The following is a 16,855-nucleotide window of genomic DNA, read 5'->3' as shown; positions in this document are numbered from 1 at the left end:
AGTGCGCGGCGAACATGCCGCGCACTTCTTGCAGTTTCTCGGGCGCGTACCAGTCCGCGAGCCCGAGCGCTTGGAGGCGGCTCCCCATGCCGAGCGCTTCGGAACGCCGTCCGCTCGCGCCGTCGCCGAGCGCGAACGTGTCCAGGGTGACGCGGTCCGTCACCCCGGCCAGCGCGGCGGCGAAGTCCGCCGTGCACGGGAGCAGCGGCGCGACCGCCGCTTGGGTGGCGATGCCGGCGTCCCGCAGCCGGCGCAGCGCGCGGAGCCGCCCGGCGATCGGCGGCGAAACCGGGGCGAACGCGCGGCGCATGTCGTCGCGGTCGGTCTCGACCGTGACGCTCACGCGGAGCCGTTCGGCCGGAAACCGCGCGAACAGGTCCGTATCGCGCGCGACGAGGGGGCTGCGCGTCTGCACGAACAGGAACGCGGGCGGGTCGTCCGCGAGCAGCTCCAGCAGCTCGCGCGTCAGGCGCAACCCGTGCTCCGCGGGCTGGTACGGGTCGGTGGCCGACGAGAGGAAGATCGACGTCGGCCCCTTCTTGTACGCGCGTGCGAGCTCGCGGCGGAACGCGTCCGGGTCGAACCGCTTCGCGGCGACCCAGGCCCCCCACGGCTCGCCCCGGAACAGGGCGACGGGCATCCGGCGCACGTAGCAATAGGCGCATGCGAACGAACAACCGCTGTACGGATTCAGCGTATGGGTATAGCCGGAGAGGAAGCCGCCGGTCGGCGTCAGCATCGTCTTCGGCGTCGTCTCGCTCAGCTTTGCGTTCGTTTTCTCAGCCATCTACGATCGAGCTCCTTCTTCGCGCCAAGCGCCGGGGGTGACGCCCGTCCGCCGCTTGAACGCCTTCGAAAAATGGTGAATGTCCGCGAAGCCGCAATACGCCGCGACGGCCTCCTGCGACAGCGCCGTCGTGCGCAGCAGCTCCCGCGCGTGGGACAGCCGCATCTCGAGCAAATACCGGTGCGGCGGCAAGCCGTACGTCGCCTTGAACTTCGCGGCGAAGCGAGACGGCGACAAGCCGGCGCGGGCGGCCATCGTATCGACGGACAGCGGCTCGTGCAGATGAAGCGACAAATACGACGGAATCCAGCGGAGCGCGTCGGGCGGCTCGTGCTTCGGCGTGCCGCCCTGTCCCGCCGGCGCGTGATCCTCCGCGATCATCGCGACGAGCTCCGTCGCCGGCGCTTGCGCGCGCAGCGACGCGAACGGCCCTCCCTCCAGCCACGCATCGACCAGCCGCAGCAGGGCGTCCCGCATCCGCTTCGGATCCCGCGGGCGGAGCCGGACGGGGACGGGGTAGCCTAAGACGTCGTCCAGCCGGGGCTGCAGCAGATCGGCATACGCGGACAAATCCGTCTGTCCCGGCCGCGTCGGGAAGCTACGCTCCCGGCCGGGGGTATAGAAAATATCGAAATGCGCGAACGGCGTCTCCGTCTCCGTCAGTCCCTCCAGCTCGCAGAGGGAGCCGGGTTGGATCAGGACGAAGGCGCCGTCCCGGAACGCATGCCGCCGCCCGTCGATCGTAAAGACGCAGCTCCCGCGCCGGACGAACACGAGCAAATAATCGAGCAGCCGCCGCTCCGGCACGCGCCAGGGCCGGCGCGACGCATGGTCGCTCTCCCGGACGTACGGGGCGATCGGTCCCGCCGTCGACATCGCCTTCCTCCCCCTTTACCGCAAATCAAATGACATCAGTCGGTTTTGACAAGCGAAGGAGAAGATTTAGACAATGCCTCGCCCGTCCGTTATGCATTACTATGAATGTACCATAACGGGTCAGGATCGTTAAAGACAAAGGGAGGAACGAGGGATGGAAGAAGTCGAACGGGAATTGCCGCCGGGGTTGTCGGAGGACTATCCGCTCGCCGCGTCGCAGATCGAAGCGTATGCGCGGGACGGTCACATCCTGCTGCGCGGCGTCGCGAGCGAGGAGGAGGTCGCCGCGTACGAGCCGCTGCTGTCGGAGCTGGTGCGGCGCGGCAACCGCCACGACAAGCCGGTCGAGCAGCGGGACACGTACGGGAAGGCGTTCATTCAGGTAGGCAACCTGTGGGAGAAGAGCGAGGCCGCGGCGCGGTTCACGCTGGCCCGCCGGTTCGCGAAGATCGCCGCGGAGCTGATGGGGGTCGACGGCGTGCGGCTGTACCACGATCAGGCGCTGTACAAGGAGCCGGGCGGCGGCCATACGCCGTGGCATCAGGACCAAATCTACTGGCCGCTGGACACCGACAAGACGATCACGCTGTGGATGCCGCTCGTCCCGATTCCCGAGGCGGTCGGCTCCATGACGTTCGCGTCCGGCTCGCACCGGAACGGGCTCATCGACAAGACCGTCATCTCCGACGAATCGCACCGAACGCTCGCGCAGTATATCGAAGGGAAGGGCTTCCCACGGAAAACGTACGGCGCGATGCGTCCCGGCGACGCGACGTTCCATGCGGGCTGGACCGTGCACAGCGCCCCGGGCAACCCGACGGATGTGATGCGCAAAGTGATGACGATCATCTATGTGGCGGACGGCGTTCGCATCGCGGAGCCGGACAGCAACGCCCGCCGGGCCGACTTGGCAACGTGGCTGCCCGGCTTAGCCCCGGGGGACGTCGCAGCGTCCCGGTTAAACCCGCTGCTCTACTCCCGCAAGTCCGAAGCGCCATAACGGCATGAAGAAAAAAGAAGGCTGCGACCGGATCCGAAACTCGGACCGGCCGCAGCCTTCTTCGCGTTACCTTACTTCGACATCGCTTCGTGCAGCAGAATCGCGAACTCGCCGCGCGTGATGGCTGCGTTCGCGTCGCCGTCGATCGCAGGCGCTTCGCCGAAGGCGCGCTCCAGCACGAGCGCGGCTTGGCCCTTCGTCAGCGCTGCGTCCGGGTGGAACGAGCCGCCCGGGAGGCCGAGGAAGATGCCGGCTTCCTTCGCCGCGAGCAATTCCTTCGCGAAGCCGTGGTCGGCCGCGACGTCCGAGAACGCCGACGCCGCTTCCGGCAGCTTGAGGCCGAGGCCGCGGGCCAGCCAGACGGCCGTGTCGATCCGCTTCAGCCCGTCCTTCGGAGCGAACGCGTCGCCGCCCGCGGACAATTCCGGGAAGACGTCCTTCGTCGCGAGCGCCTGGACGGCTTCATAAGCCGGATGGTCCGTGCCGGCGTCGACGAAGACGCGGGTAATGCGGCCTTCGACGCTCGGCGACGCCGTCTCGAGCGTCGCGAGGTAGCCGGTGAACGCATCGTAGTCGACGACGAACAGATCCGTCTGGCGGCCGTCGTCTTTCGCCCGCTTGAAGACGGCGTAATTGTCGCCGCCGTCAGCCATGTAGGCGTTCGTCGCGAGCGTATACGTCGCCTTCGGATCGATCGGCGCGTACGAGCCGTCCGCGGCGGCGACCTTGACGTTCGAGACGCGTTCGCCGGCCGGCTTCGCCAAGTTGTAAGCGAACGTAAGACCGGCGACATGCGGGAAGCGGCCTTGGCCTTCCTCGACGGCGCCGACGCCGTTCTCGAGCGCTTCGACGACTTCCGCGCCGGTCAGGTCGAGCGTCACCATCGTGTTGCCGAACGGCATGACGGTCAGCACTTCGCCGAGCGAAATGTCGCCGGCGTCGATCGAGGCGCGGATGCCGCCGCCGTTCGTCAGCGCGATCGTCGCGCCGGCCGGCTTCGCCGCGTGCAGCACCGCGTTCGCGATCAGGTTGCCGAGGTTCGTCTCGCCGCGGCGCACTTGCGTCCGGCTGCCTTCGAGGTAGACGTCGGAGACGCCGACGATCTCGGCTTTCATCGCTTCGATCGGCGCTTGCAGCTCCGCGAGCTTCGCTTCGAACGCTTCGTCGGAAGCGATCAAGTACTCGCCCGCTTCGTTCTGAGCGTCGACCTCGATGAGGTCGTACGTCCAGTCGGTCAGGACGCCCTTGTCGTCGAAGTCGGCGTCGAGGCGGCCGAGGTATTGGCCGTATTCGCCGGTTTGCGCGATGAGCGTCGGCGCGCCGTCTTCGTTCACGACGACCGCGTCGTCGAGGCGCGTGTGCGAATGGCCGCCGATAATGATGTCGATGCCTTCGACCGCCTCGGCGAGCCGGACGTCGTTGTTATAGCCGATGTGGGTGAGGGCGATGATCTTATCGAAGCCCTTGGCGGTCAGATCGGCGACCGTCGCCTTCGCGGCGGCGATCTCTTCCTTGAACGCGACGTTGTCTCCCGGAGTGGCGAGGAACGCCGTCTCCGGCGTCGTCAGGCCGAATACCGCGTACGATTCGCCTCCGACTTCGAGCACCGTCGCCGGGTAGATCGCGCCGCCGGCGGCGGCCGCCGACACATCGGATTTGACGAGGCCGCGAAGCTCGGGCTCCTTCGAGTAATCTACGTTCGCGCTGACGATCGGGAACGAAGCCTTTTCCACGAAATCGGCGAACGGAGCGGGACCCTTATCGAATTCATGATTGCCCGGCACCATGGCGTCGTAGCCCATCTCGTTCATGAACCCTAGGTCGGCTTGTCCTGCGTATTGATTGAAATACAGCGTACCGGAGAACACGTCCCCGGCGTCCAAGAGGATCGAATTCGGCGTCTCCGCGCGAATGTCCTGGATCGCGGCCCAGCGGCGAGCGACGTTGTCCAGATGCGCATGCGTGTCGTTGGTGAAGATGACGGTCAGGTCGCTCGGATCCGCGGCCCGGGCTTGCGGCTGAACGGCGAACAGGCCGGCCAAGAGACTCGTGGCGGCGGCGACGATCAAGGCTTTGCGTGGAGCTTTCTTCGTCGTAAGATAGGGCATTCGGTTCTTTCCTCCTATACGCTCTATAAAAATATGAAAACACTCTACTAGCATACTATATTTTCGAGGGTTGAGTGTTAACCAATTGTTAATTCTATCTGTTGACAACGATTCTCAATAGAATTATAATCATAACTAGATTAGAATTATTATAAATTAATAATTATGCAAAATATTAACGAGGTGAAGGAATCGATGAGCGAACAAGAACGCAATTTTCTCACGACGAACCAAGGCGTACCCGTAGGCGACAACCAGAATTCCCGTACGGCCGGTCCGAACGGACCGACGCTGCTAGAAGACTATCATCTCATCGAGAAGCTCGCGCACTTCGACCGGGAGCGGATCCCGGAGCGCGTCGTGCACGCAAGAGGCTCGGGCGCCCACGGCGTCTTCGTCCTCGAGAACAGCATGAAGCGATATACGAAAGCGAAGTTTCTGCAAGAGCCGGGCGCCGAGACGCCGGTGTTCGTCCGCTTTTCCACCGTCATCCACGGGCAAGGCTCGCCGGAGACGGCGCGCGATCCGCGCGGGTTCGCGACGAAGTTTTACACCGAAGAGGGCAACTACGATCTCGTCGGCAACAACCTGCCGGTGTTCTTCATCCGCGACGCCATCAAGTTCCCGGACATGGTGCATTCGCTCAAGCCCGCGCCGGACACGAACATCCAATCGGGCGACCGCTATTGGGATTTCATGAGCCTGACGCCGGAATCGACGCATATGATGACATGGGTCATGTCCGATTACGGCACGCCGGCGAACTATCGCGAGATGGAAGGCAACGGCGTCCACGCCTTCAAGTGGATTAACGCGCACGGCAACTATGTGTACGTGAAATACAAGTGGGTGCCGCATCAAGGCATCCGGAACTTGACTCGGGCGCAGGCGAAGGAAGTGCAGGGGAACGACTTCAATCACGCGACGCGCGACTTGTACGACAACATCGCCGCGGGCAACTTCCCGAAGTGGGATCTGTGCGTGCAGATCGTCGCGCCGGAGGATCTGGACAGCTTCGACTTCGATCCGCTCGATCCGACGAAGCTGTGGCCGGAGGAGCGAATTCCGCTGCAGAGGGTCGGCACGATGACGCTGAACCGCAATCCGGACAATTTCTTCGCGGAGGTCGAGCAGGTCGCGTTCGCGCCGAGCGCGCTCGTGCCGGGCATCGAAGCGTCCGAGGATAAGCTGCTGCAAGGCCGGTTGTTCTCGTATCCGGATACGCAGCGGTACCGTCTGGGCGCGAACTATTTGAACCTGCCGATCAACTGTCCTTACGCGCCTGTGCGCAACAATCAGCGCGACGGCTTCATGCAGACGAAGCAGAACGACTCGCCGATCAATTACGAGCCGAACCGCTACGCGGACGCGCCGAAGGAAGCGCCGGAGTACCGCGACAGCAGCATGCCGCTCGGCGGCGACGCCGGCCGCCGGAAGATCGCGAAGACGAACGATTTCGGTCAAGTCGGCTACACGTATCGCAAGTTCACGCAGGAGGAACAGGACAATCTGGTCGCGAACCTGATCGACGAATTGAGCGCGGTGCACGAGCGGACGCGGCTGCTTTCGATCTGCAACTTCTTCCGCGGCGATCGGGAGCTCGGGGAGCGCATCGCGTCCGGTCTCGGCATCGACATCTCCGGGTACTTGTCGCAGGCGGCGGCGGCGAGGCATCAATAACGGGCTGAAACGATGGAACAAGGGGAGGGCTCGCCGATGGAATCCGCGTCGACGCTCGCAGCCGCTCGCGAGAGGCTGGAGCGCCTTCACATTCGACTGACGCCGCTGCGCCGCGCCGTGCTGGAGACGATGCACGGGGAGGCCGCGCGGCCGTCCGTGGACGCGTTGTGCCGGCTCCTCCGGCCCCGATTTCCGCGCGTGAACGCGACGGCCGTCCGCAACGCGGTGCTCGTCTTCGATAAGCTGGGCTTGCTGCCGCCGTCGGACGGCGGCGGATCGAGCCGGGCGGGCTGACGAAACCTCTCGAGGCGCTTGTCTCGAGAGGTTTTTTTGCGCGTGCGCCGGCGGGGCGGAACGATGCGCGAGCGGAGCTCGCCGGGACAAGCGCATAAAAAAAGAAGTTGACACCGCTGTCAAGGGCATGGTAATTTACCACTTGTAAACAATTGGCTGCACACTACTCGAACGAAACGGAAAGGAGGGATCGCAATGTTGTCCAACGTCAATGCAGGAATGCTTGTTCGTCGTCTCCATGGATTCGTCGGCCATTGCGTGACCTCCTTGTCTCCGGATTCGCGTACCGGAACGCTCGCCCGATCGGCGTAGCGTCTCCGGCACGCGTCATATACGGATTCTCAAGCGCAGGTCACGAATCTTCACTTCGTGGCGTGCGCTTTTTCATTTCATTCGAGGAATGAACGAAGCACACCGCGCATACGTCAGAGCGGTGTGCTTTTTTTTCGCATAGGAGAGGGGTTGGAATTGTAACATGTTGTCCGTATTGGGGAAATTAGGTTGGTTTTTCCGACTGGAATGGAAGCGGTACGCGATCGCGATTCCGCTATTGATTTTCGTCGGGATTCTGGAAATTATTCCGCCGAAGCTGGTGGGCGACACGATCGATACGATCCAGCAGGGCGCGCTGACGATGCCGAAGCTGGCGGAGACGCTTCTGCTGCTCGCCGGCATCGCCGTCGTCGTGTACGGCGTCACGTACATATGGATGTCGCGCCTGTTCGGCGGCGCCTTCGTCGTCGAGCGGCTGCTGCGGTCGCGCCTTATGAAGCATCTGCTCAAGATGACGCCGACGTTCTACGAGAAAAATCGGACCGGAGACCTGATGGCCCGCGCGACGAACGACCTGAAGGACGTCTCGATGACGGCCGGGTTCGGCATCCTGACGCTCGTCGATTCGACGGTGTGGATGCTGACGCTGCTTGTCGTCATGACGACGCTCGTCTCGTGGAAGCTGACGCTCGCGGCGATCATTCCGCTGCCGGTGCTGGCGATCTGCATTCAAGTGTACGGGAACTGGATTCACACCCGGTTCAAGGAAGCGCAGGACGCCTTCGGCGACATGAACGACGGCGTGCTCGAGACGATCTCCGGCGTGCGCGTCATCCGCGCGTTCGTGCAGGAGCGGGCCGCGGAGAAGCGGTTCGCCGGCGTGACCGGAGACGTGCTCGATAAGAACATCGCCGTCGCCCGCGTCGACGCGCTCTTCGAGCCGACGATCAAGATCGTCGTCGGCCTGAGCTACCTGATCGGCATCGGATACGGCGCTTACCTCGTCTTCCGCAACGAATTGACGGTCGGCGCGCTGGTCACGTTCAACGTCTATCTCGGCATGCTCATCTGGCCGATGTTCGCGATCGGCGAGCTGATCAACATTATGCAGCGAGGCAACGCGTCGCTCGACCGCGTGAACGAGACGCTGTCGTACGAACCTGACGTCAAGGAGCATCCGGAGCCGCAGCGCGCGGCGCAAGCGGGGACGATCGAGTTCCGCGACGTCACGTTCCGTTACCCGACCTCGGAGACGGTCAACCTCGACCGCGTCAGCGTGACGCTCGAGCCGGGCCGGACGCTCGGCATCGTCGGACGGACGGGGAGCGGCAAGACGACGTTCGTAAAGCAGCTGCTTCGCGAATACCCTGCCGGCGAAGGCGAAATTTCGATCGGCGGCGTGCCGATCGAACGGCTCGCCTACGACGACCTGAAGGGCTGGATCGGCTACGTGCCGCAAAGCCCGTTCCTGTTCTCGCGTTCGGTGCGGGAGAACATCCTGTACGCGAAGGGCGAGGACGGCGCGGATCGGCTCGACGAGGCGATCGAGCTGTCGGCGTTCAAGAAAGACCTGGAGTTCTTGCCGAGTAAAATCAGCACCCTCGTAGGCGAGAAGGGCGTCGCGCTCTCGGGCGGCCAGAAGCAGCGGGTGTCGATCGCGCGGGCGCTGCTCGCCGATCCGCAAATTCTCATTCTCGACGACGCGCTGTCGGCGGTCGACGCGAAGACGGAAGCGGAAATCATCGGCAACATCCGCCGGTCCCGCCAGGGGAAGACGACGATCATCGTCACGCACCGCATCTCGGCCGTGCAGCATGCGGACCGCATTCTCGTGCTGGACGAAGGACGCGTCGTCGAGGAAGGCACGCACGAGGCGCTGCTCTCGCGAGGCGGATGGTACAAGGAGCAATTCGAACGGCAGCAGGCGGAGGCGTCCAATCAAGCGGACGCGGTCGTCTAGCGCGCCGCGGAAGAGAATATAGAGAAAGCGGGAGGGATCCCAACGTATGCATGACGAGGACTTCGAATGGGAGCTGGACCGGGACGCGGTACGACGCGCGAAGCCGGGAAAGCGACTGTTCCAATATGCAATGACGTATAAGAGAACGATTATTTTCGCCCTCGCGATGCTGCTGATCGCGATCGGCACGGAGCTCGTCGGCCCGTTCATCGCGAAGCGCATGATCGACGTGCACATCGCGGGCATCGAGCAGCCGTGGTACCGCGCGACGGCCGAAGACGCGAAGACGGTGCCGTACGACGGCGCGCTCTGGAAGCGGGCGGACCGGTTCGCCGAAGGCGAAACCCGGGGCGAGGAGGCGCGCGTGCTGCAGGTCGGCCGCGGCTTCGTATTCGTGCCCGGCGGGATCGAAGCGGACGGCGCTCGGTCGATCACCGAGGACGGCGACCTGCGGGTCGAGCGGGACGGCGAGAGCCGAGTCTACGACGCGAGCGTCTTGACGAACGCCGACATCTTCGCCTTCTACCGCCCGGAGGTCGCCGGCATTCTGCAGCTGTCCTGGCTGTATCTGGGACTGCTGCTCGTCTCGGCCGGCTTCAGCTGGGGGCAGCGGTATTATTTGCAGGCGTCGGCGAATCGGATCATCCGCAAGATGCGCGACGACGTGTTCGCGCATATCAACCGGCTGCCGATCCGTTACTTCGACAACCTGCCGGCCGGCAAGGTCGTCTCGCGCATTACGAACGACACCGAGGCGATTAAAGAGCTGTACGTGACGGTGCTCGCGAACTTTTTCTCCGGGACCTTATATATCCTTGCGATTATCGGCGCGATGTTCTTCCTGGACGCGCGGCTCGCGCTCGCCTGCACGCTCGTCATTCCGCTGCTCGCGCTGTGGATCGTCGTGTACCGGAAGTTCGCGGCGGGCTACAACCGGGTCATCCGGTCCACGCTGAGCGAGATGAACGGCATGATCAACGAGTCGATCCAGGGCATGCCGATCATTCAGGCGTTCCGACGCGAGAAGCAGACCGAGACGGAATTCGAGACGATGAACACGCGGTACTTCGACTATCGCAACAAGATGCTGCGCCTGAACTCGCTGACGTCGCACAACCTGGTCGGCGTGTTCCGGAACGTCGCCTTCGTCGCGATGATCTGGTATTTCGGCGGCGTCTCCATCAACGGGGTGCAGGGCGCGGTGTCGCTCGGCGTGCTGTACGCGTTCGTCGACTATTTGAACCGGATGTTCCAGCCGGTCGTCAACATCGTCAACCAGCTGCCGAACCTCGAACAGGCGCTCGTCAGCGCGGAGCGGGTGTTCGTCCTGCTGGACGAGAAGGGAGAGGACGTCGCGGACGAGACGATGCCTCGCTACCGCGGCGACGTGAAATTCGACGACGTCTGCTTCTCTTATAAGGAAGGGGAGCCGGTGCTCAAGGGCATCTCGTTCGAGGCGAAGCAAGGCCAGACGGTGGCTCTCGTCGGGCATACCGGCTCGGGCAAGAGCTCCATCTTGAACCTGCTCTTCCGGTTTTACGACGTCGACTCCGGCCGGATTACGGTGGACGGCGTCGACATCAACACGCTGCCGCGGCAGACGCTGCGCCGGCATATGGGCATCGTGCTGCAGGATCCGTTCCTGTTCACGGGCACGATCGCTTCGAACGTATCGCTGGACGATCCGTCGATCTCGCGCGAGCGCATCGAGAAGGCGCTGAAGGACGTCGGCGGCGATCGGATGCTGGCGTCGCTCGCGAACGGCATCGACGAGCCCGTCATCGAGAAGGGCAGCACGCTCTCGGCAGGCCAGCGTCAGCTCATCTCGTTCGCCCGCGCGCTCGCGTACGATCCCGCGATTCTGATCCTGGACGAAGCGACGTCGAACATCGATACCGAGACGGAAGCGGTCATCCAAGAGGCGCTGGACGTCGTGAAGCAAGGTCGCACGACGTTCGTCATCGCGCATCGGCTGTCGACGATCAAGAGCGCCGACCAAATTCTCGTGCTCGATCGGGGCGTCGTCGCCGAACGCGGCAGCCACGACGAACTGATGGCGCTCGGCGGGAAGTACTACCAGATGTATCAGCTGCAGCAGGGCGGCGCGAGAGCGGACGTCGGCGCGCCGGCGTCCCCCGGGGCGGCCGCCGGAACGCCCGCCATCGCGGCGCAGGCGTAAACCGGGATTCGCGGCAGGAGAAGTGTGAACGTTTGGTTACATCGGGGGCGGGAGTTTGCGCGAGGCGGTTCGTTTTCATTATGATGGGGGTAGCACGTAATCCAAGGATAAGGACGGGATTGAAGTGGCACCGACTCAAGAACGGAACTATACCCCTCTCATCGTGACGCTGTCCATCGTGATCAACGCGCTCGTGGCGATCCTGTTTTTCCTGCCGGAGGCCGAGGGGCTCGATCATATCGACTGGACGATCCTTCCGATGCTGAACGCGATCTTCAACAGCTTCACCTTCGTCTTCCTGCTGGCGGCGCTCTTCTTCATTACGCAGCGCAATATCCGGATGCATCGCAATTTCATCTTCGCGGCGTTCGCGTCGACGACGCTGTTCCTGCTGTCGTACGTGACGTACCATTACGCGACGGAATCGACGGCGTACGGCGGCGAAGGCGCGCTTCGGTACGTATACTTCTTCATCCTGATCACGCACATTTTGCTCGCCATCGCCATCGTGCCGCTGGCGCTCGTGACGACGGCGCGCGGATTGACGAATCAGACGGCGAAGCATCGCAAGATCGCGCGGTGGACGATGCCGATCTGGTTGTACGTCAGCTTGACGGGCGTTGTCGTCTACCTGATGATTTCGCCGTATTACGCATAACGAAGGCGCGTTTCGAGCCGGTCCGGGAATATCCCGGGCCGGCTCGTCGTCGTTTTGGGTGAATTGTTCGATTCTGGGAAAAGTAATGGTACAACGGTCGACGGAGGACGCTGACGTCATGGAAATACGTCTCGGTTACGTGTCGACGGCGCTCGCCCTCTTCCATAACACGCCGAGCTCCACGTTCACTTATAAGCGCTTCGGCGCGCTCCCGAGGGAAGAGGCGACGGAGCGGCTGTTGCAGGTCGCCCGGAACAATCTGGAGGCGACGCGGCGCATCCTCTACTATAACGCCGCCCACGGCGTGCGGCTGTTCCGGCTGAGCTCGGCGCTCGTGCCGCTCGCGACGCATCCGGACGTCGAGCTCGACGTCCGAGAGCGATTCGGCGTTACGCTCGCCGAACTGGGCGCCTTCGCGCGCAAGGAGCGGATGCGGCTGTCGATGCACCCGAACCAGTTCACGCTGCTGAACGGCAGCGACGCGGTCGTCGCGGCGGCGATCCGCGACCTGGAATACCATGCCGCGATTCTCGAGGGGATGGGGCTCGATGAGGAGCATATCGTCAACATCCATATCGGCGGCGTCTACGGGGACAAGCCGTCCGCGATCGAGCGGCTGCACGAGCAGCTGCCGCGGGTGCCGGAACGGATCCGCGCTCGATTGACGTTCGAGAACGACGACAAGACGTACACGCTCGAGGAGACGCTAGCCGTCTGCGAGCGCGCCGGGCAGCCGATGATGCTCGATCTGCATCACGACGCGTGCAACCCGTCGCCCTCGCCGCCGCTCGAGTATCTCTCCCGCGTCGCGGCCAGCTGGGGCGGGCGGCCGATGAAAATTCACGTCTCGTCGCCGAAGTCCGAGAAGGAGTTTCGCTCGCATGCGGACGACGTGGAGGCGGGGCCGGTCGCCGCGTTCCTCAAGGGATGCCGCGAGGCGGGATTGCCGCGGATCGACGTCATGGTGGAGGCGAAGCGGAAGGATCTCGCATGCTTCCGTCTCGCGGAGGAATTGGCCGGCATTCGAGGGATCAAACGAATAGAGGGGGCGGTATTGCAATGGTGAGGCGCCGCGGAGGAACGGGTATGCCGACGCGCCGGAGCGCGCACGACTTCCCGGATGTACTAAAATATGCTAATATGAACATGATTGGCGTCATGGAAGTCGCTGATTCATCTGGAATGGAAACAGACCAAGAGGATTCGGTGAAGCGAGCGGACATGATGATTCAAGAGGAATTGAAGAAGATTAGCAGCTATGTCAGTAAGCTGCTGCGGCAGAAGTTCGGGCGCGGCCCGGAGGCATGCTTCGCGTCGGCCGGCAGCCGGTTTTTGGTGATCACGATCCGGGGATTTCTCTCCCCGATGGAGGAAGTGCTGCTACAGCACAACAAGGAAGACAGCGTCGACACGACGCGGTCGATTATCGTCTCTTCGATGCTTCCCGAGCTCAAGGGCGTAATCAGCGTATCGCTCGGCGTCGAAGTCGATCGCTTCTATCACGATTGGAACTACTCCAATAACGCGGGCGTCGTCATCGCCGTGTTCGGGAAGGAGCTGCCTTTCGCGCGGACGGTCGACCTGCCGCCGCTGCGCACCGCGATGGACGTCGAGGCGTTCCGCGAGGAAGTGAACCGCATCAGCGGGTACGTACAGAAGGTGCCCGAAGGGGTGGATATCCATGCGATTACGCCGAAGCTGGTCGTCGTCCTCCGCGTCGGGATCCTGATCCCGATCGAGAAAGCCCTTCTCGGGCGCGGCTTTGACAGGGAACTGCGCATCGCCAAGGATCGACTGGAGAAGGAGCACTTTCAACAAAGCCCGGTTTTTGCCCGCCTCCTGGGAGGGCCGCTCGAGAACGTATTCGTCGACTGGAACTTCCTGAACGACGAAGGGATCGTCTGTTTTCAATTGAAATAAGGGAACGGTAAATGAGAGAAACATCCGTTGGATGCCGTCTGATCATGGCCTAGCTTTCTAAACGGGAGTTAGGTCTTCTTTATGTTCCGAGGAACCGGAAGGCAGGTGATTGGGAATGAGAACGGTCGCGTACGTCGGCGTGGCGTCGGTCGCCCTTGCGATCGACTGGTGGCTCAGCAGCGTATTGATCGGGCCCGCGCGGTACGTGTGGATCGGGGGATCGAACGCCGTTCTCTTCGTCATCTTCGGCCTGGCGATGCGCAAGCTCTATCGAGACATTCGGACGGCGGAACGGGGGCTGATGCGATTCACGCGGGAAGCCGTAAGCTTGTACTCGCTTCAAGGGCAGTCGATGGATATGAACGAGCAGAGCGAACGGCTCACCGGATATTCGAAGGGCGAGCTGCAGGGCATGCCGTTCGACGCTTGGTTCCCCGAGCATTGGCGTCCCCGGGCCCGCGAGGCGTTCGCGATGGCCGCGGAGGGACGCCCGCAGCACTTCGACTCCGTCTGCGTCTGCAAGGACAAGACGAACGTCGATGTCGAAGTGTCGTACGTCCCGGTGTTGTCGGGCAACCGAATCGTCGGCGTGTACGGCATCCTGAAGGACATCTCGGAGATGAAGCGGAACCGCGAGCTGCTGCAGCAATCGGAGAAGCTGGCCGTCGTCGGCGAGCTGGCGGCCGGGATCGCGCATGAGATTCGCAATCCGCTTACGAGCCTGAAGGGTTTTATGCAGCTGTCCCACAAGAATCACCCGACGTACTATACGCAGATCATGCTTTCGGAGATCGACCGCATTCACGCGATCACGAGCGAGCTGCTGTTGCTCGGGAAGCCGAAGGCGCTCGATTTCGAAAATAAAGCGTTAATGCCTCTGCTCGAGGCGATCCTAACGCTCGTCAACACGCAAGCGATCTTGTACAACGTGCAGATCGTGACGCTCGTCCGGCCCGGCGCGGACGGCGTCGTCGTACGCTGCGAGGAGACGAAGATCAAGCAGGTGTTCTTGAACGTGTTGAAGAACGCCGTCGAAGCGATGCCGAACGGGGGGGACTTGACGATTGCGTTGGAACGCGAGGGCGCCTTCGTGAGAGTGAGCGTCGCGGATCAGGGCGTGGGCATCTCGCAAGAGCAGCTCGCGAAGCTCGGCCAGGCGTTCTTCACGACGAAGGAGAACGGCACCGGACTCGGGCTGATGATCAGCCTCAATATCATCGAGCAGCACGGCGGACGCCTCGCGATCGAGAGCGAGGAGGGCGTCGGCACGAAGGTGGACATTCGGCTGCCGATCATTGAAACCTAGGGGGGATATCATGAACGGAACAGAGGAGCAGCGGAGGTACATGGAAGAAGCGGTCCGACTCGCCGAGCGCAACGTGACGAGCGGGAACGGCGGGCCGTTCGGCGCCGTCATCGTGAAGGACGGGCGCATCGTGGCGACCGGGGTGAACGAGGTGACGAAGAAGCACGATCCGACGGCGCACGCCGAGGTGCAGGCGATTCGCGAGGCGTGCCGCGTCTTGGGATCGTTCCAGCTGGAGGACTGCGAGCTGTACACGAGCTGCGAGCCGTGTCCGATGTGCATCGGGGCGATCTATTGGGCGCGCCCGAAGGCGGTCTACTTCGCCGGCACGAAGGACGAAGCCGCGGCGATCGCGTTCGACGATAAATTTATTTACGACGAACTGGGGCGGCCGATGGCGGAACGTCGGCTGCCGATGGTTCGCATTACGCCGGAGGGGTACACCGCGCCGTTCGAGGCGTGGGCCGCGTCGGAGCGGAAAGTGGAATATTGATATGGATAGCGAACGAAAATCGACGCATCGATCGGGGTTCCCGGATCGATGCGTCGATTTTTCGTCCGTCGATCGCGTTACCAACCGAAGGCGGCCGCGCCGGTCAGCGCGGCGATCCCGACCAGCGCCCAAGGCGGCAGCTTCCAGAAGGCGAGCAAGGCGTAAAGCGCCGCGGCGATCGCGAAGTCGGCGGACGACGTCACGGCGCCCGTGAAGAGCGGATCGTACAGCGCCGCGAGCAGAAGTCCGACGACGGCGGCATTGATGCCGTACACGACATGCGCGACGCCGGCGATGCGGCGAAGCGACTGCCAGAACGGCAGGGCGCCGATGACGAGCAGGTAGCCGGGCAGGAAGATCGCGACGGTGGCGACGACCGCGCCGGTCCAGCCGTGCGAGTCGGCGCCGAGATACGACGCGAACGTGAACAGCGGTCCCGGCATCGCCTGCGTCGCCGCGTAGCCGGCCGCGAACGATTCGGCGGATACCCAGCCGCTCGGCACGACCTCGCGCTCGAGCAGCGGCAGGACGACGTGGCCGCCGCCGAAGACGAGCGACCCGGCGCGGTAGAAGCTCTCGAACAGCGAGAGCAGCGGCGGCAGGGCGCCGGCTTCGCGGGCGATCGGGAGCCCGACGAGCAGCGCGGCGAAGAGGAGCAGCAGCGCTGTCGCGCCGGAGCGACCGCCCGCCGCCGCGGCGGGAGGCTGCGCCTCGGCGGCGGGAGGCGCGCCGCGCTTCAGCGCGAAGCCGACCGCGCCGGCGGCCGCGATAGCCGCGACCTGCGTCCAGGCGTACGGCAGCAGCAGCACGGCGGCCGCGGTCGCGACGAGAATCGCGACGCGCGGCTTGTCCGGGGCCAGCGTGCGGCCCATGCCGAGCACGGCGGATGCCACGATCGCGACCGCCGCCAGCTCGAGGCCGCGAAGCCAGCCGGCGTCCGCCGCTCCCGGAACGGACGACCGCACCCAGGCGAAGGCGGCGAGAATCGCCGCGGACGGCAGCGTGAAGCCGATCCATGCGGCGAGGGAGCCGAGCCAGCCGGCGCGCATCCAGCCGATCGCGATGCCGACCTGGCTGCTCGCCGGTCCCGGAAGCAGCTGACAGAGCGCCACCAAGTCGGCGAAGCTGCGGTCGTCGAGCCACCTTTTCCGATTCACGTACTCTTCCCGAAAATATCCGATATGCGCCGTAGGCCCCCCGAACGAGAGCAGCCCCAGCTTCAGCGCGGTCGCGAACGACTGCAGCCAACCGTGTTTCATCCGAATCCCATCCTCTCAGAAGCATTCTAGCATACCGCCGGAATTCATGTGTAAAGCGAGGG

General features: G+C 63.6%; 14 protein-coding genes. 10 read left to right on the top strand and 4 right to left on the bottom strand.

Annotated features, from left to right (window positions below; all coding sequences use genetic code 11):
• Both RIN49_RS22930 and RIN49_RS22925 read right to left on the bottom strand, forming a co-directional pair.
• Nucleotides 1-787, bottom strand: a 787-nt coding sequence (locus RIN49_RS22930; protein ID WP_309122475.1) for a radical SAM protein, incomplete at its 3' end; no start/stop codon positions are given.
• Nucleotides 788-1,663, bottom strand: a complete 876-nt coding sequence (locus RIN49_RS22925) for an AraC family transcriptional regulator (protein WP_309122474.1) — start codon at nt 1,661-1,663, stop codon at nt 788-790.
• 154 nt (nt 1,664-1,817) lie between these two features.
• On the opposite strand from RIN49_RS22925, the gene RIN49_RS22920 reads away from it, so the two are divergent.
• Complete coding sequence (locus tag RIN49_RS22920) at nt 1,818-2,663, top strand: phytanoyl-CoA dioxygenase family protein (protein ID WP_309122473.1); 846 nt, start codon at nt 1,818-1,820, stop codon at nt 2,661-2,663.
• Nucleotides 2,664-2,734: 71 nt separating this feature from the next.
• Here RIN49_RS22920 and RIN49_RS22915 read toward each other — a convergent pair whose 3' ends face one another.
• Complete coding sequence (locus RIN49_RS22915; RefSeq protein ID WP_309122472.1) at nt 2,735-4,771, bottom strand: 5'-nucleotidase C-terminal domain-containing protein; 2,037 nt, start codon at nt 4,769-4,771, stop codon at nt 2,735-2,737.
• Nucleotides 4,772-4,966: 195 nt separating this feature from the next.
• Here RIN49_RS22915 and RIN49_RS22910 point away from each other — a divergent pair, with 195 nt between their 5' ends.
• The 9 genes from RIN49_RS22910 to RIN49_RS22870 all read left to right on the top strand — a co-directional run bounded on the left by RIN49_RS22910 (nt 4,967) and on the right by RIN49_RS22870 (nt 15,534).
• A complete protein-coding gene (locus tag RIN49_RS22910) occupies nt 4,967-6,451 on the top strand; it encodes a catalase (protein WP_309122471.1) in 1,485 nt (494 codons plus the stop codon).
• A 36-nt stretch (nt 6,452-6,487) separates the two neighbouring features.
• Nucleotides 6,488-6,745 carry a hypothetical protein gene (locus RIN49_RS22905; protein WP_309122470.1) on the top strand — a complete coding sequence of 86 codons (258 nt, stop codon included), beginning with the start codon at nt 6,488-6,490 and terminating at the stop codon, nt 6,743-6,745.
• A 475-nt stretch (nt 6,746-7,220) separates the two neighbouring features.
• Nucleotides 7,221-8,978 carry an ABC transporter ATP-binding protein gene (locus RIN49_RS22900; RefSeq protein WP_309122469.1) on the top strand — a complete coding sequence of 586 codons (1,758 nt, stop codon included), beginning with the start codon at nt 7,221-7,223 and terminating at the stop codon, nt 8,976-8,978.
• Nucleotides 8,979-9,024: 46 nt separating this feature from the next.
• Nucleotides 9,025-11,157 carry an ABC transporter ATP-binding protein gene (locus tag RIN49_RS22895; protein WP_309122468.1) on the top strand — a complete coding sequence of 711 codons (2,133 nt, stop codon included), beginning with the start codon at nt 9,025-9,027 and terminating at the stop codon, nt 11,155-11,157.
• 124 nt (nt 11,158-11,281) lie between these two features.
• Complete coding sequence (locus tag RIN49_RS22890; protein WP_309122467.1) at nt 11,282-11,815, top strand: DUF420 domain-containing protein; 534 nt, start codon at nt 11,282-11,284, stop codon at nt 11,813-11,815.
• A gap of 118 nt (nt 11,816-11,933) precedes the next feature.
• On the top strand, nt 11,934-12,881 hold the full coding sequence (uvsE, locus tag RIN49_RS22885) for a UV DNA damage repair endonuclease UvsE (protein WP_309122466.1): 948 nt from the start codon (nt 11,934-11,936) through the stop codon (nt 12,879-12,881).
• A 140-nt stretch (nt 12,882-13,021) separates the two neighbouring features.
• Nucleotides 13,022-13,735 carry a Na-translocating system protein MpsC family protein gene (locus RIN49_RS22880; protein ID WP_309122465.1) on the top strand — a complete coding sequence of 238 codons (714 nt, stop codon included), beginning with the start codon at nt 13,022-13,024 and terminating at the stop codon, nt 13,733-13,735.
• A gap of 115 nt (nt 13,736-13,850) precedes the next feature.
• The gene (locus RIN49_RS22875) at nt 13,851-15,041 is read left to right on the top strand and encodes an ATP-binding protein (RefSeq protein ID WP_309122464.1); all 1,191 of its coding nucleotides are present in this window, start codon (nt 13,851-13,853) and stop codon (nt 15,039-15,041) included.
• 10 nt (nt 15,042-15,051) lie between these two features.
• Nucleotides 15,052-15,534, top strand: coding sequence for a nucleoside deaminase (locus RIN49_RS22870; RefSeq protein ID WP_309122463.1), 483 nt, complete (start codon nt 15,052-15,054; stop codon nt 15,532-15,534).
• 77 nt (nt 15,535-15,611) lie between these two features.
• Here RIN49_RS22870 and chrA read toward each other — a convergent pair whose 3' ends face one another.
• Nucleotides 15,612-16,793 (bottom strand): chromate efflux transporter, encoded by a 1,182-nt coding sequence (chrA, locus tag RIN49_RS22865; RefSeq protein WP_309122462.1) that lies wholly within the window; start codon nt 16,791-16,793, stop codon nt 15,612-15,614.
• Between the last annotated feature and the right edge of the window lie 62 nt (nt 16,794-16,855).

It is taken from the genome of Paenibacillus sp. (genome assembly GCF_031177825.1).
GTDB lineage: Bacteria > Bacillota > Bacilli > Paenibacillales > YIM-B00363 > Paenibacillus_AE.
The sequence above is the reverse complement of the archived record's forward strand: the minus strand, read 5'-3'. Positions and strand labels throughout refer to the sequence as shown.